Origin of the sequence: Brevundimonas sp. UBA2503, assembly GCF_002341485.1 — a bacterium.
GTDB lineage: Bacteria > Pseudomonadota > Alphaproteobacteria > Caulobacterales > Caulobacteraceae > Brevundimonas > Brevundimonas halotolerans.
This window is the reverse complement of record NZ_DDOD01000007.1, coordinates 78,059-92,414: the sequence shown is the minus strand read 5'-3', so window position 1 is coordinate 92,414 and position 14,356 is coordinate 78,059. Positions and strand designations below refer to the sequence as shown.

The 14,356-nt window shown below is 67.7% G+C and carries 11 protein-coding genes; 5 read left to right on the top strand and 6 right to left on the bottom strand.

Annotated elements, in window-relative coordinates:
• Positions 1–467 precede the first annotated feature (467 nt).
• From B4K74_RS02155 to B4K74_RS02140, 4 genes are all read right to left on the bottom strand, one after another.
• Positions 468–3,119: a TonB-dependent receptor domain-containing protein gene (locus B4K74_RS02155; RefSeq protein WP_286691568.1), complete on the bottom strand. Its 2,652-nt coding sequence runs from the start codon at positions 3,117–3,119 to the stop codon at positions 468–470.
• An 83-nt stretch (positions 3,120–3,202) separates the two neighbouring features.
• Entirely contained in the window at positions 3,203–4,663 is a 1,461-nt protein-coding gene (locus tag B4K74_RS02150; protein WP_286691567.1) for a hypothetical protein, read from the bottom strand.
• 196 nt (positions 4,664–4,859) lie between these two features.
• A complete protein-coding gene (locus tag B4K74_RS02145) occupies positions 4,860–5,660 on the bottom strand; it encodes a type II secretion system protein N (RefSeq protein WP_286691566.1) in 801 nt (266 codons plus the stop codon).
• Positions 5,661–5,711: 51 nt separating this feature from the next.
• Positions 5,712–7,325, bottom strand: a complete 1,614-nt coding sequence (locus B4K74_RS02140; RefSeq protein ID WP_286691565.1) for an alpha-amylase family glycosyl hydrolase — start codon at positions 7,323–7,325, stop codon at positions 5,712–5,714.
• 89 nt (positions 7,326–7,414) lie between these two features.
• On the opposite strand from B4K74_RS02140, the gene B4K74_RS02135 reads away from it, so the two are divergent.
• A complete protein-coding gene (locus B4K74_RS02135) occupies positions 7,415–7,972 on the top strand; it encodes a hypothetical protein (RefSeq protein WP_183211108.1) in 558 nt (185 codons plus the stop codon).
• Here the strand turns inward: B4K74_RS02135 and B4K74_RS02130 are convergent.
• Complete coding sequence (locus tag B4K74_RS02130; RefSeq protein WP_286691564.1) at positions 7,954–9,120, bottom strand: AGE family epimerase/isomerase; 1,167 nt, start codon at positions 9,118–9,120, stop codon at positions 7,954–7,956. The two genes, B4K74_RS02135 and B4K74_RS02130, sit on opposite strands and share 19 nt — an antisense overlap.
• A 194-nt stretch (positions 9,121–9,314) precedes the next feature.
• Here B4K74_RS02130 and B4K74_RS02125 point away from each other — a divergent pair, with 194 nt between their 5' ends.
• Positions 9,315–10,346: an NAD-dependent 4,6-dehydratase LegB gene (locus tag B4K74_RS02125; protein WP_286691563.1), complete on the top strand. Its 1,032-nt coding sequence runs from the start codon at positions 9,315–9,317 to the stop codon at positions 10,344–10,346.
• A 4-nt stretch (positions 10,347–10,350) separates the two neighbouring features.
• Here B4K74_RS02125 and B4K74_RS02120 read toward each other — a convergent pair whose 3' ends face one another.
• Positions 10,351–10,998 (bottom strand): acetyltransferase, encoded by a 648-nt coding sequence (locus B4K74_RS02120; RefSeq protein WP_286691562.1) that lies wholly within the window; start codon positions 10,996–10,998, stop codon positions 10,351–10,353.
• An 85-nt stretch (positions 10,999–11,083) separates the two neighbouring features.
• Here B4K74_RS02120 and neuC point away from each other — a divergent pair, with 85 nt between their 5' ends.
• From neuC to B4K74_RS02105, 3 genes are read left to right on the top strand one after another with little or no spacing between them, the layout of a single operon-like run.
• On the top strand, positions 11,084–12,238 hold the full coding sequence (gene neuC / locus B4K74_RS02115; protein ID WP_286691561.1) for a UDP-N-acetylglucosamine 2-epimerase: 1,155 nt from the start codon (positions 11,084–11,086) through the stop codon (positions 12,236–12,238).
• Entirely contained in the window at positions 12,231–13,307 is a 1,077-nt protein-coding gene (neuB, locus tag B4K74_RS02110; protein ID WP_286691560.1) for an N-acetylneuraminate synthase, read from the top strand. Before neuC ends, neuB begins: the two co-directional genes overlap by 8 nt.
• Positions 13,304–14,356 carry a nucleotidyltransferase family protein gene (locus tag B4K74_RS02105; protein ID WP_286691559.1) on the top strand — a complete coding sequence of 351 codons (1,053 nt, stop codon included), beginning with the start codon at positions 13,304–13,306 and terminating at the stop codon, positions 14,354–14,356. Before neuB ends, B4K74_RS02105 begins: the two co-directional genes overlap by 4 nt.

The following is a 14,356-nucleotide window of genomic DNA, read 5'->3' as shown; positions in this document are numbered from 1 at the left end:
CCCCGCTCCATCCGCTCCCGCCGCTCACAAGGTCGCAGGCCTTACGAGCCCTCCGTGCAACGGAACGGGGGAAGAGTGGCACACCGGCGGACCTGGTCGGGAAGAACGGTCCGGGAAGCGGTAGGGGTGTTGAAAGGGTTGGGGAATTCGGGGGCTGCTATCCTAGCTGAGGCGTTTGACCCGGCGGTCCTTCTCCCCTCGGGGGAGAAGGTGTCGGGCGGAGCCTGACGGATGAGGGGGAGGTCTGCCCCGGGCGGACCCGGTCAGCGCGTGTCCAGCGGCCCCCTCATCCGAGCCGCTCTCGCGGCCCACCTTCTCTCCCAAGGGGAGAAGGGCTGAAGGAGCACACGGAGGTCCTCACAGCGGACACAACGAGGACGCGGGGTGAGTGGCGCGCCGCGCTTGCAACCAAAGAAAAAGGGCCGGCGATTGCGCGCCGGCCCTCATAGTCTGGGGGAGGAAACCGCCTAGAAGCGGGTCGTCAGGCTGATCGAGCCGCTCATGCCCAGGTCATAGGCATTGGCGGTGATGCGGTTGCCCAGTTCCTGGTACTCCAGATATTCCTCGTCCAGCAGGTTCCGGACCTCGATGCCCAGGCCCATGTCGCGGCCCATCCAGTCGAAGTCCTTGCGGTAGACGAAGTCCAGCATGATGCCGGGCTCCTGGATCAGGTCGGGCTCACCCGGGCGGCCGCGGGCCGAGCTGCGCTCGGACACATAGGTCACCAGGATGGTCGCTTGCGAGCGGGCCACATCGTCTTCCCAGCCCAGCTGCAGATTGGCCAGGTGTTCCGACTGACCCTGCATACGGCTGCCGTCGATGATGTAGTCCGAAGCCGGGCGCGCGGCACCGAAGGCCGCCAGCGGGAAGACCACATCGCCGGCTTCAACATTCACCTCGGAGTCGGTGAAGGTGTAGTTGGCCTGGACCAGCCAGCGCTTGTTGGCCACGAAATCCCAGCTGTGATCCGGCATCTCCCAGTACTTCTTGGCGTCGAGCTCGAAGCCCATCAGGGTCGCGTTCGGCGCATTGAGGTAGGTCTGCTGGAGCAGGTTGCCCTGTTCGTTGATCGAGGATTCGATCGGGTTCTCGATGTCCTTGTAGAAGACGCCGCCGGTCACATACTGGCCGCGGGCGAAATACCACTCGACCCTGGCGTCCAGGTTCACCAGCTCGGTATCCACCAGATAGGGGTTACCGAAGAACAGACGATCGTTGTCCGGGTCCTGGTATTGCTGAGGGGCCAGTTCGCGGAACTGCGGGCGACCGATGGTCTTGGACGCACCGAGGCGCAGCTGCATGTCCTCGGCGAAGTTCCAGGTCAGCGTCGCCGACGGCAGGACGTAGTCATTTTCCAGCTGGGTCGGCTGGAACACCAGGGTGCCGTTAAAGAGCTCGACCGGGGTGACGAACTGGGTGGCTTCCTCGTAGCGAACACCAGCCGAAATGCTGACCAGCGGGATGATCTCGGCTTCGACCTGCAGATAGGCAGCCTGGGTTTCCAGGCCGGCGTCATAGGCCGCAGCGCCGCCCGAGGGCGTGATTTCCTGCAGCTCGAGCAGGTTGGGCCCGAGGTTGAAGTCCGAGAACAGATAGTCGACGCGGCTGTCCTGAACGTCCAGCGGCAGGCCGTTGGGCGCATAGAAGCGGAAGTCGCGGCGCTGGGCGTTGCGGGTGTTGTCGCTATAGGCGATGCCGCCGCGCACCGTCAGGTCACGGAAATCCGACAGGGCCGTGGTCCAGGCGAAGTCGGCGCCGCCGCTGACGATCTCGTCTTCCAGCTCCGAGAAGCTGGTCGAGTTACGCTGGGCCTCGGTGTCGTGGCGATAGACGCCATCCGGATCCAGACGGTAGCGGATGACCTTTTCATACGGCGCGTCGCGCTCGGTCAGGGCATAGGCCCCGCGCCAGCTCAGCTCCAGATCGCCATCCATCAGCCAGTGGGTACCGGCCAGCTGGCTGGTGAACAGGTTGCGCTCGAACCATTCCGTATAGTCGTCGCGCACCTCGCCCGAGCCGGGGGCGTCGAAGTCGACGCCTTCACGGGTACGGGCTTCCTTGGTGACGTTGCGGACAAACAGATTGGTCCACTTCAGCTGGTGGTCCTCATTGCCGAGGCTGAGACCACCGAGGAAGTTCAGGCCAATGTCGTTCTCGGTCGACACATAGTCATAGCTGGTCTGGACGACCAACTGGTCGATATCGAGGCGACCCGCCTGCTGCAGGCCCGTGCGGGTCCGCCAGCTGTTGTCATAGCCGGCCACGAAGACGACGCCAAAGTCGACGCCGTTGCCGATATCCCAGGTGCGGCCGCCGGCGATGTCGAGACCGAAGTTGGGCTGGATATAGTCCTGGCTCTGCAGCAGGTTCAGCGGCGCATTGACGAAGTCGCGACCGATGGCCTGGATCTCGGCCGAGGTGAAGTCCGAGCCCGTGGCGACACGGTTGCCGGTGGCGAGCGCGGTCTCCAGCAGGCCGGGCACGTCGCGGGTGCCGTCGTCAAAGCCGGTGAAGTCGGTGCGCGACCCGTAATAGATCAGACCATCGCGGCCGGTCGTTTCCAGATTGCCGCCGATGCTGGTCGAGACGGTCAGGAAGGCTTCGCGCGGGGCGCTGATGGTCTGCAGGTCGATGACCCCGCCACCGAACTCGCCCGGGTAGTTGGCCGAATAGGTTTTTTGAACCGTCACGCCTTCGAGCACCGACGACGGGAACAGGTCCAGCGGCACCACGCGCTGCAGCGGCTCGGGGCTGGGCAGGGGTGAACCGTTCAGCAGGGCCGAGGAATAGCGCTCGCCGAGGCCACGCACATAGATGAAGCGGCCTTCGACGATCGACAGGCCGGTTACCCGCGTCAGGGCGGCGGCAGCATCGTCATCGCCCGTGCGCTGCAGGTCTTCCTGCGTCACGAACGATGCGACCTCGGAGGTCTCGCGCAGGGGTTCGGGAATGTAACGGCCCAGAACGACGATCTCGTCGACCTGGGTTTCGGCGAGCGGGTCCTGGGCCGGCGTTTCAGCCGGAACCGGGTCCTGCTGCTGGGCCATGGCCACGCCGGGCGCGATCAGCGCCGTGCTGGCGAGCAACAGGCCGCTCAATGTCAGGGAAAGCGTCTTCATGATCAGCGCCTCGAATGGGAAATATCGGGAAACGACGAATCGGGGCGGCGGCGCTATGGCCGCCGCCCCGACAGGCGCAGGTGTCAGCAGGTCGAGCCGGTGGCGATGCCGCAGGACCAGCCGGCGAACCAGGTGTCGCTCGAGTCACGCACGGCGCCGATGTAGGTCGTGTCCGTGAAGAAGCCATTCACCGCATTGACCGGGGTCGCGGTGATCGCGGCCTCGTTGGCGCCGTTGATCACGCCGTTGAGGGTCGAACCGCCGGCGCTGTTGTTGGCGCCGGTGCCGAAGATGCCCGACGTGGCCGCATCCTGGTTGCCGTCAGCACGGAAGGTCGTGCCGCAGGACAGGTAGACCGAGTTGAAGGTCGGTCCGTTGGCCACGGTGGCGGCGTCGTCGATGTCGAAGCAGGTGCCCGAGGGCTTGGCGACGACCGAGTTGTACAGCTGCAGGGCGTGGCCGGTGTTCAGCAGGATGCCGTCACCGCCGCCGCCGTCTGTGCGGCCGATGACGGTCGCATTGGAAACGATCGGACGGGTGAACAGGCCACTGGTGGCGCTGCCGGCCGCCGACGACTCGAAGCCACGGTCACCGCGGGTCGGAGCCTGACGGACGATCAGGAACTGGACGTTGCCGCGATAGCCGGTGTCGGTGTCGAAGCTGTCGTCGTCGTTCCCGGTCAGGATCACATACTTCATGTTGACCGTGCCGCCGAAGGGCTCGATGCCGTCATCCGAGCTGTTGTGTACCTGGATGTATTCCATGGTGGTGCCCGAGCCGACGCCGGCCAGGGTAATGCCGTTCAGCTCGTTGCCGGGCAGGATCTGGAAGCCCGAGTGCATCAGGCGGAAGTAGCGCAGACGGCCCGAGTTATCGGCCGAGGTGTTGCCGCCGTAGAAGGCGTTGGTGCCTTCAACCTGGGCTTCACAGGCGATGTTCGGAGCGGTCACACCGGCCGGGCAGGCGGCGATGGGCGCGCGGCCCAGGATGACCAGACCGCCCCATTGGCCGATCGAGTCGACACCGGTGGTGCCTTCAACCGACTGGCGGCTGGTGAAGACGACCGGGCTGGTCGAGGTGCCTTCGGCGAAGATCTGCGAGCCGCGGTTGACGACGATATAGTCCAGGCCGCCCGAACCGAAGATGGTGACACCGGGCTCGACCGTCAGAATGCCCTGCTGGGCGCCGGCGATCGGCGCCGAGGGGTTGGCGCCGCGGTCCTGGCCGACATCGGTGCGACCCGAGACCGAATAGATGGTGCCGGCGCGCTGGGCGACGACCAGATTGCCGACGATCAGCGCGGGCAGCTGGCAGTTGCGGAGCGAAACGCCACCGGCCGCCGTGATGGTGCCGACATTGGAGAAGCCGGTCGGGCAGTCCGCCGCCGCGCCGCCGGTGCCACCACCACCGCCGCCGCCGGTGCCGCCGCCGCCGCCGCCACCGCCGCCGAAGTCACCTTCGCCGGGCGAGGCCACTTCGGCCGAACCACAGGAAGCCAGGGCCAGGGCGGCCGCGCTGGCGAGCAGGATCTTGGAAAGACGCATTGGGAAACCCCTCGGAATGAATGTCTGGGCTACCCGCACACCGGTCTGACGCACCCGGCAACCCCGGGACCAGTCGTCTAATCGGGGTTTGCAATGTTAAGATGACGCAAATGTTATTCGTTGTGACGAATAGTCAGTCGTCAGATCAATGAATTCAGAAAAGCTAATTATACCGAAAGTATAGAATTTATATCATCTATTCCGAAGGCGGATCAATCGTCACATTCAGGGTCTGGCCGCCACGTCGCACGGTCAGGCTGACGGGGGCGTCGCCGCCGACCGCCTGGCCCAGCTCCCACAGGCGTTCGTCGCGGGTGAAGGGCTCGCCGTCGACGGCGGTGATGACATCGCCCTCGCGCAGGCCGGCGGCCGACAGGGCGGGGATTTGCGCACCCCTCCGCCAGACATAGCCCTCGACCTGACCGCCGCTGGAAAGCGGCCGAAGTCCGGCGATAAAGGGATCGGCCTCGGGGGCCACCAGCCCCATTTCGGCGGCGGCGGTCGCGGCGTCTCCGGACAGGCCGACGGTGGATCCGCCCGGCGGCGGCGGCGGTGCCGGGATGGAGATGTCAGCGAACTCCAGCCGTATGGAGCGCCCCGAGCGGCTCAGCAGCACATGGTCCCGCCCGACCGAGGCCAGGACCAGATCGGACGCGACTGTGTCGCCGATGCCATAGGCGGCCTGGGTGCCGTCCGGCCCCTGCAGGATGGCGGTGCCCGATGCCCCGGTGCGGGTCCCGAACAACAGCCAGCCCTCGGCAGACAGGTCCAGAACGGCGGGTCCCTGACCCTGACGGAAGAAGGGGTCGAAGCGCGCGAAGACGGCGGGATCACTGAGCGGCCGGACCGGGTCTGCGGGCTCGGGCGGCGTGCCCGCCGACAGGAAGGCCGAGGCGCCGCCGGCGATCAGCACCGCGGCAAGGCCAAGCCCCAGGGCGATCTCGACCCCGCGCCGAATCGGCAGGGCGTCTGGCAGGGGCGGAAGGGTCCGGCGCATGGCCCGGCCTCTAGCCGCCGGATGTGACAGACTGCCGACATTCAGGCGCAGTCAGGACGACAGGTCCAGGATCTGCCCGGCCAGCGGCGGCAGTTGGCCGGCCCGTCCCTCGCCGCCATTGACCCCCGTGACCAGCCGCCCTTCAGCGGGCGCGGGCCAGTCCAGCGGTTCATCGCCGAGGTTGAAGGCGCAGATCAGGCCCTGATCGCCGTCCTCGCGACGGAAGACCAGCCGGGGGCCGTCGGCCTCGAGCACCGTCATCCGGCCGAGTTTCAGCTCTGCCCGGTCGCGGCGCAGCGCGATCAGGCGGCGGGTCAGGGCCAGCATGGACTCCGGGTCCGCCTGCTGGACCGTCACCGCCCGCGCCAGATGCTGCGGGTCCATGGGCAGCCAGGGCTCGACGTCCGAGAAGCCGCCGAACGGGGCCTCGGCCGTCCAGGGCATGGGCGTGCGGGCGCCGTCGCGGCCCAGCGTCAGGGGCCAGTTGGCGATGGCCTCGGGATCGACCAGCCGCTCGAATGGCACCTCGGCCTGGGGCAGGCCCAGCTCCTCGCCCTGATAGACGAACACATTGCCGCGCAGGGTCATCAGCAACAGCATGGCGAGGCGGGCGACGGCGTCCGGGTCGCGCCCGGCGGCCCAGCGGCTGGCGACGCGCGGGGTGTCGTGGTTTGAGAAGGTCCAGCAGGGCCAGCCCTCATCCTCGGCCCCCGGCCAGCGCGCGACCGTCTCGGCCACCAGCTCGGCACTCAGGGCCCGGGCGTACAGATAGTTGAACCCATAGGCGCTGTGCAGGCGGTCGCGACCTTGCGTGAAGGCATGCATTTCGGCTTCGGCCTCGGCCCCCACCACCTCGGCCACAAAGAACCGGTCGCCGTAGCCCTCGGCCAGTTGCCGCAGCCGCTCGAGAAAGGCCGGGATCTCGGGCTGGGACTGGTTGTGCAGGTGCAGCTGGAAATCGAACGGCCGGGTGCGCGGGCCGGGCCGGGTATCGGGCGGATTGTCGGTCAGCGCCGCGTCGTGGATCGCAAAATTGATGGCATCCAGCCGGAAGCCGTCGACGCCCCGGTCCAGCCAGAAGCGGGTGACGTCCAGCAGGGCCTCCTGCACCTCGGGATTCCGCACATTCAGCTGCGGCTGGCTGGCCAGGAAGTTGTGCATGTAATACTGGCCGCGCCGCGCGTCCCAGGTCCAGGCCGCGCCCCCGAACACCGACTGCCAGTTGTTGGGGGGGGAGCCGTCGGCCTTGGCATCGGCCCAGACGTACCAGTCCGCACGGGCGTTGGTGCGGTCCTGACGGCTGGTACGGAACCAGGCATGGGCGTCGGAGGTATGGGCATAGACCTGATCGATGATCAGCTTCAGCCCGCGCGCATGCACCTCGGCAACCAGGGTGTCGAAGTCGTCCAGCGTGCCGAACAGCGGATCGATGGCGCAATAGTCCGAGACGTCATAGCCGAAGTCCTTCATGGGCGAGGCAAACACCGGCGACAGCCACAGACCGTCCACGCCCAGCCCGGCGATGTGATCCAGCCGCCGGATCAGACCCTTCAGGTCGCCGACACCGTCGCCGTCACTGTCCTGAAAGCTGCGCGGATAGACCTGGTACAGAACCGCGCCACGCCACCATTCCATCACCAGCCTCCTGAAAGAGATCCCGACCATCGACCGATTTCCCGGGACGGGCAATCTGGAAGAGCGGGGGCCTTTTCTAGGGGCACACAAACGGGCAGGGTCGGGGGATGAGATCGCTGTTGGCCCGCCTTCGTCCCCTCGTGCTCGTGCTTGTCGTTGGCGGGCTGGTTCCGGCCCTGCCGGCCCAGGCGGCGGTGACCGTCACCTTCTATGGGCATGAGGGCAATCAGGTGCAGAATGGCTGGCTGCTGTTTCCGCACGCCTTTGTGCATCTACACGGCACGCTCGAGAGTAACGGGCTGCCCGTCGATTACGCCGTGGGATTCACCGCTCGCTCGCCGGGGCCGCAGCTGTTGCTGTTCAGTGACCGGGGCATTCTGAACCGGCCCGAGCCCGCCTATCTGGCCGACGGCATCGCCTATCTCAGCGTGACGATCAGCGACGAGACCTATGAGGCCATCAAGCTCCGGTTCGACTATTGGGCCAGTGCCGAGGGCGGCACCTATAATCTGAACAATCGCAACTGCATCGCCTTCGTCGCCGATATTGCGGATGTAGTGGGGCTGGAGACACCCAGCGCCCGCACGCTCAGCCCCAACGGCTTTCTCAAGGACATGGTCGATATGAATCCGCCCGGATCTCTGGCGGGGATCGAGCATCATGCGGTCGCGGGCTGATCCTCAGGTCGCGTGCCCGCCAGTTCCTCGGCCGCGGTCATCAGGTGATAGAGGCTGCTGGCCGGGGCGGGCTCGTCGATAAAGGTGCCGTCGGCGGTCATCCGGTCGTGGAACAGGCCGGGCCGGTCGGTGCGCAGATAGGGCATCAGACCCGCGACCGCCGCCTCGATGCGACCCTCGGCATGGCTGCGTTCGTCCGCCGTGGTCGCCAGATCGCGACGCTGGACCCAGGCCTTGATCCGCTCGGTCTGGGGCCACAGGCGGGCGACCGTATCGCCAGGTTCAAGATCGGCGTCGAGACCGTCAAAGGCCACGCCACGGTCCGGGTCGACGCCCATGGCTTCGCCCAGATCGACCAGCCGCCGACCGGCCGCGACCGCCCCGGCATCGCCGCGCATCAGGCCCCAGCGGGTCAGCAGCCAGCCCCATTCGAACTGATGCCCCGGTTCGATCTGAGGGTCGGCCCCCTGCGGCAGGGCCTGCCAGTCGCCATCGTAATATTCGCGCACTGCGCCCGTGTCGGGATCGACGAAACGGTCGAGCGCCAGTCGGGCGATCCGGTCAGCCATGTCGCGCCAGGGCCCGGCATCTTCCGTCGGCAGGGCCGTGGCCCAGGCCAGTGCCGCTTCCAGCAGATGCATGTGGGGATTGGCCTTGAGCGGCCATGAGGGCGGCGAGTCCTCTTCATAGCCCGCGACCGGGTGGGCCCGCAGCTCCTCGAGGGCCTGACGCATCGACCCCGCAATGCGGATGACCCTGTCCGCATCCTCGACCAGCGGCAGGGCGTGGGCCAGGCCGAACAGCACAAAGGCCTGATCGTAGAGGTCGGGCCGGTCGTCCAGCGGCTGTCCGCTGGCATCCAGCCGGTAGTGCGCCAGCCCGTCGGCGCGCAGAAAGGCGGGCAGGGTGGTGAGGCCGTGATTGACGATATCGGCCGCCGGTCCCGTCCAGCCCAGCCCGGGCGCGCGTGAAAAGACATAGATCTGGCGCCCAAGCACCCGCGCCCGCCGGGGTAGGTCGGCGGGCGTGCCGTCGGTGTTCAGCTTTTCGAAGAAGCCGCCGTGCGCGCGATCCACGCCCTGCGCGGCCCAAAGCGGCAGGGCCTGATCGCGCATCCAGTCCAGATAGGTCTGCACCGCCGCACTCATTGTCCGGGATCCGGGAACGGAAGCCAGCTGACAGGCCGGGCAGGGACTCGGATCATACAGGCACGACCGGAACGACGAACGGGCGGGCATATAAGCGGCCCGGTCAAAAGGGCGCAACCGCAACAGGCTGCGACTTCTGGCATGGCGTGGTTTGGGCCATGCTGGCGGGCCGGGGCGAATCGCCGACCCGGACCGTGGAAGGGACGACAGCCGCCATGCAGCTGAACGGCAAACGCATCCTGGTCACCGGGGCGGACGGCTTCATCGGCTCGCATCTGGTCGAGCGGCTGGTGCGCGACGGGCACCGGGTTCGGGCATTCGTCCAGTACAACAGCTTTGGCCACCGGGGCTGGCTGGACCAGTCGCCGGCCGAGGTTCAGGCGGATCTGGACGTCTTCGCCGGCGACGTCCGCGATCCCTACGGCGTGCGCACGGCCATGACGGGCTGCGATGTAGTGCTACATCTGGCGGCCCTGATCGCCATTCCCTACAGCTATCATTCGCCCGGCGCCTATGTGGACACCAATGTCACCGGCACGCTGAACATTGTGCAGGCGGCCCGCGATCTGGGCGTCGAGCGCGTGGTGCCCACCTCGACCAGCGAGGTTTACGGCACGGCCCGCTTCGTGCCGATGACCGAGGACCACCCGCTGCAGGGCCAGTCGCCCTATTCCGCGTCCAAGATCGGAGCGGACCAGATTGCGCTGAGCTTCCATGCGGCCTTCGGGACGCCCGTGTCGCTGGTGCGGCCGTTCAACACCTATGGCCCGCGCCAGTCGGCCCGCGCCGTCATACCGACCGTCATCACCCAGCTGGCGGCCGGCGCGCGTCAGGTAAAGCTGGGCGCGCTGTCACCGACGCGCGACTTCAGCCATGTGTCCGACACCGTGGCCGGCATCATCGCCGTGGCCGAGTGCGATGCGGCGATCGGCGGCGTGACCAATCTGGGCAGCGGCTTTGAGGTCTCGATCGGCGATACTGCGCGCCTGATCGCCGAGCGGATGGGGGCCGATATCGAGATCGTCAGCGAGGCCGAACGCCTGCGGCCCGAGGCCAGCGAGGTCGAGCGCCTGTTTGCCGACACCAGGCGAGTGCAGACGCTGACGGGCTGGCGTCCGGCCTATGCTGGGCTGGAAGGATTCGCGCGCGGGCTGGACGACACGATCGGCTGGTTCCGTGATCCGGCCAATCTGTCCCGCTACCGCCCCGGCACCTACGCCCTCTGACGGCTCAGCGGCGGTCCAGCGGCCGGGCCGGATTGCCGACCACGGTTTCGCCCGGGGCCACGTCCTTCGTCACCACGGCCCCCATGCCGATCACCGCCCCCTTGCCGATCCGGAGCGGCTTGTCGGGTGTGCCCTGTCTCAGGATCGCGCCGGTCCCGACATAGACGTCGTCCTCGATTACCGTATTGCCGTTGATGCACACGCGCGGCGCCAGGGTCACGAAGTCGCCGATCACGCAGTCATGGGCGACGTAGGCATAGATGTTGGCGTGAAACTGCCGGCCGATCCGCACATCGGCGGTCAAGGTAGAGTGGTCGCACAGGATGGCGCCCTCGCCGACCTCGCACGGCCCGCGCCGCAAGGCGGTGGGGGCGATCAAAGACACCAGCGGCCGGCCCAGCGCCCGCATCTCGGCATCGACCCGGCGGCGGATGGCAGCCTCGGCAATGGCGACGACGATGCCGTAGTCCTCAGGCAGATCGGCCAGCGGGATCACGGGATGCCCGTTCACCGAGGGCGCGTACGGCTCACCGTCCTTGGGAATGAAGCAGACAGCGTCGGGCGAGCGGGCGCCCGACGCGCGGGCCATTTCCCACGCCAGCGGCGCGACTTCGCGGCTAAATCCACCGGTTCCGCAGATGGCGATCTTCATGGGATGGCGCTCCCCTCCGGGAATCGGACAAGACTGCTACCCTGACACCCTGACCGACTCTGGCAAGGCAGACTGTAGCAGGCGCATGGCCGAACGCGTGACGATCTGTGTGGTGAGCAGCGGCCGGGCCGACTATGGCCTGATCCGGCCGATTCTCGATGCCCTGCGCGCCGACCCGCGCACGGTAGGGCAGTTGCTGCTGACCGGCACCCATGCGGATGACCGATTCGGGTCGGAGGCCGACGGGCGGCTGCTGGCCGATGCCCTCGTGCCCATGCCGCTGGACGGCGACGATTCTGGCACCGCCGCCCGGGGGGCCGCCGCCGTGCTGACGGGGGTGGTCGAGGCGCTGGAGCGGCTGAAGCCCGATGCCGTGCTGATTGTCGGTGATCGCTATGAGATTCTGGCTGTGGCCCAGGCTGCCATGCTCTTGCGCCTGCCGCTGATCCATCTGGGTGGCGGCGATGTCACCGAAGGCGCGATCGACGAGGGCATCCGTCATGCGGTCAGCAAACTGGCCCAGGTGCATCTGGTGACCCATGCCGGGGCCGCGCGTCGCCTGCGCCAGCTGGGCGAGGAAGACTGGCGCATCCATACGGTCGGCAATCCCTCGCTGGACAGTCTGGCCGCCGCCGCGGCCCTGCCCGATGCGGCGCTGGAGGGTCTGCTGGGCCGGCCACTGGGGGCCGACAATCTGCTGGTCTGCTTCCACCCGGTGACCCTGTTGCCGGACGGGGGAAGGGCCGAGTTCCGTGCTCTGCTGGCGGCGCTGGGGGAACTGCCTGAGAGCACACATCTGTGGATCACCCGGCCCAATGCCGATCCGGGGCATGACGCGCTGAACCGGCATCTGGATGACTGGGCTGCGGGCCGGGCGAATGTGTCGATCCATGCGGCGCTGGGCCCAGCCTATCTGCCGCTGATGGCGCGCTGCCGGGCGGTAGTCGGCAATTCCTCCAGTGGGCTGACCGAGACGCCTTCGCTGGGGATTCCCACGGTGAATGTCGGTGTGCGACAACAGGGGCGGCTGGCGGGGGCGACGGTGTTTCACTGCGCGGGGGACGCCGGGGCCATCCGCGCGGCGCTGGCCCGGGCCATGGCGGCGGATCTTGCCGGCGCGATCAATCCTTATGGAGATGGCAAGACTGTGCCGCGCATCCTGTCGGTTCTGACTTCCCTGCCCGAGCGTGACGTCCTGATGCATAAGCGGTTTATCGATATCGAGGTCGCCGGTGGCTGACCGGGTCTTCATCATCGCCGAGGCGGGGGTGAACCACGACGGCTCGCGGGACGACGCCCTGGCCATGATCGACGTCGCCGCCGAGGCCGGGGCCGATGCGGTCAAATTCCAGACCTTCCGCGCCGAGGCGGCCCTGACCGCCCGGGCGCTGAAGGCCGAGTATCAGGTGACCAATACGGGCGAGGGCGGCACCCAGCTTGACATGGTGCGGCGGCTGGAGCTGAAGCCCGAAGACCACCCGGCGCTGGTCGAACGCTGCCGGGCGCGCGGCATCGCCTTCATGTCGACCGCATTTGATATGGACAGTCTGGCGCTGGTCGCCGGGCTGGGCATGCCGTGGATCAAGATCCCGTCGGGGGACCTGACTTGGGGCGAGATGCTGATCGCCGCCGCGCGCGTGGGCCCGCCGCTGGCCGTCTCGACCGGCATGGCGACGCTGGACGAGGTGCGGCAGGCCCTGGCCCTGATCGCCTGGGGCCGGATGCGCGAGGACCTGCCGCCCGATCTGGAGACGGCGCTGGCCGCCTTTGACACCGATGCCGCGCGGGCGGCGCTGAGGGGGCAGGTGGTGCTGTTGCACTGCACGACCCAGTATCCCGCGCCACTGTCGGCCGTCAACCTGCGCGCCATGGACACCCTGGCCGAGACGTTCGGCCTGCCGGTCGGCTATTCGGACCATACGCTAGGGATCAGCGTGCCAATCGCCGCCGTGGCGCGCGGGGCGGTGATGATCGAGAAGCATTTCACCCTCAGCCGCGACCGTCAGGGCCCGGACCATGCCGCCTCGCTGGAGCCGGACGAGCTGGCCGCCATGGTCCGTGCCATCCGCGAGGTCGAGCAGGCGCTGGGCCATGCGGACAAGGCCCCGGCGCCCGAGGAAATGGCCAACCGGATCGTCGCGCGGCGGTCGCTGGTCGCGACGCGGCCGATTCGGGCCGGAGAGGTATGGGCACCCGACATGCTGATGGCCAAGCGCCCGGCCGACGGCATAGACCCCCATTCGGCCTTTGCCCTCTATGGCAGGGCGGCAACCCGCGACTATCAGCCGGACGAGGCAATCGAGCCATGAAGCACTGGCAGCGCACCCTGGTCGGCCCGGATGCCCCGCTGAGGCAGGTGCTGAAGGCTATCGATTCGGCGGGCGTCGGGATTGCGCTGGTGGTCGACGACGCCGGGATTCTGGTCGGCACCCTGTCGGACGGGGATGTGCGCCGGGCCCTGATTAACGGGGCGGACCTCGAGCAGGCCTGTCGCCCGTTTGTGCACACCACGCCGGTGGTGGCGCCGGACGGTCTGGAGGAAGGCGCGGCCCTGACCATGCTGCGCGCCCGCAAGCTGCGTCAGCTGCCCCGAGTGGACGAAGCCGGGCGGGTCACCGGCCTGACGACCGTCGGCGACCTGCTGGATGTGCCCGAGCGGCCCGAGGCGGTGGTCATCATGGCCGGCGGCCGGGGTGAACGTCTGGCCGAGCTGACCCGCACAACGCCCAAGCCGATGCTGAACGTCGGCCCGCGTCCGATTCTGGAGACCATCGTCTCCAGCCTGGCGGTTCAGGGCTTTCGCCGCATCTTCCTGTCGGTGAATTACATGGCCGAACAGATCGAGGCCCATTTCGGTGACGGCAGCGACCGGGGGCTGACCATCGGCTATCTGCGCGAGGACCAGCCGCTGGGCACCTGCGGGGCGCTGTCGTTGCTGCCGGCCGAGGTCGAGGGGCCGGTGCTGGTCACCAACGGCGATGTGCTGACCCGCGTCGACTATGGCCAGGTGATGGACGGCCACATCCGCGATGGTGCGGCGGCCACTGTGGTCGTGCGGGATTATGAGATGCAGGTGCCGTTTGGCGTCATCCGGGCGGCGGACGGCCGGATCAGCGGTATCGAGGAAAAGCCCAGCCAGGTCTTCAACATCAATGCCGGGGTCTATGTGCTGTCGCGGTCGGCGCTGGGGCTGATCCCTGCGAACCGGCCCTATGACATGCCGATGCTGATCCAGGCCCTGATCGACGCGGATCAGCCGGTAAGGCCGCACCGGGCCGAAGGCTACTGGCTGGATATCGGACGGCCGCCCGACTACGACCGCGCCAATGCCGAGTTCGGCGCTGTGTTCGGCGGGTGA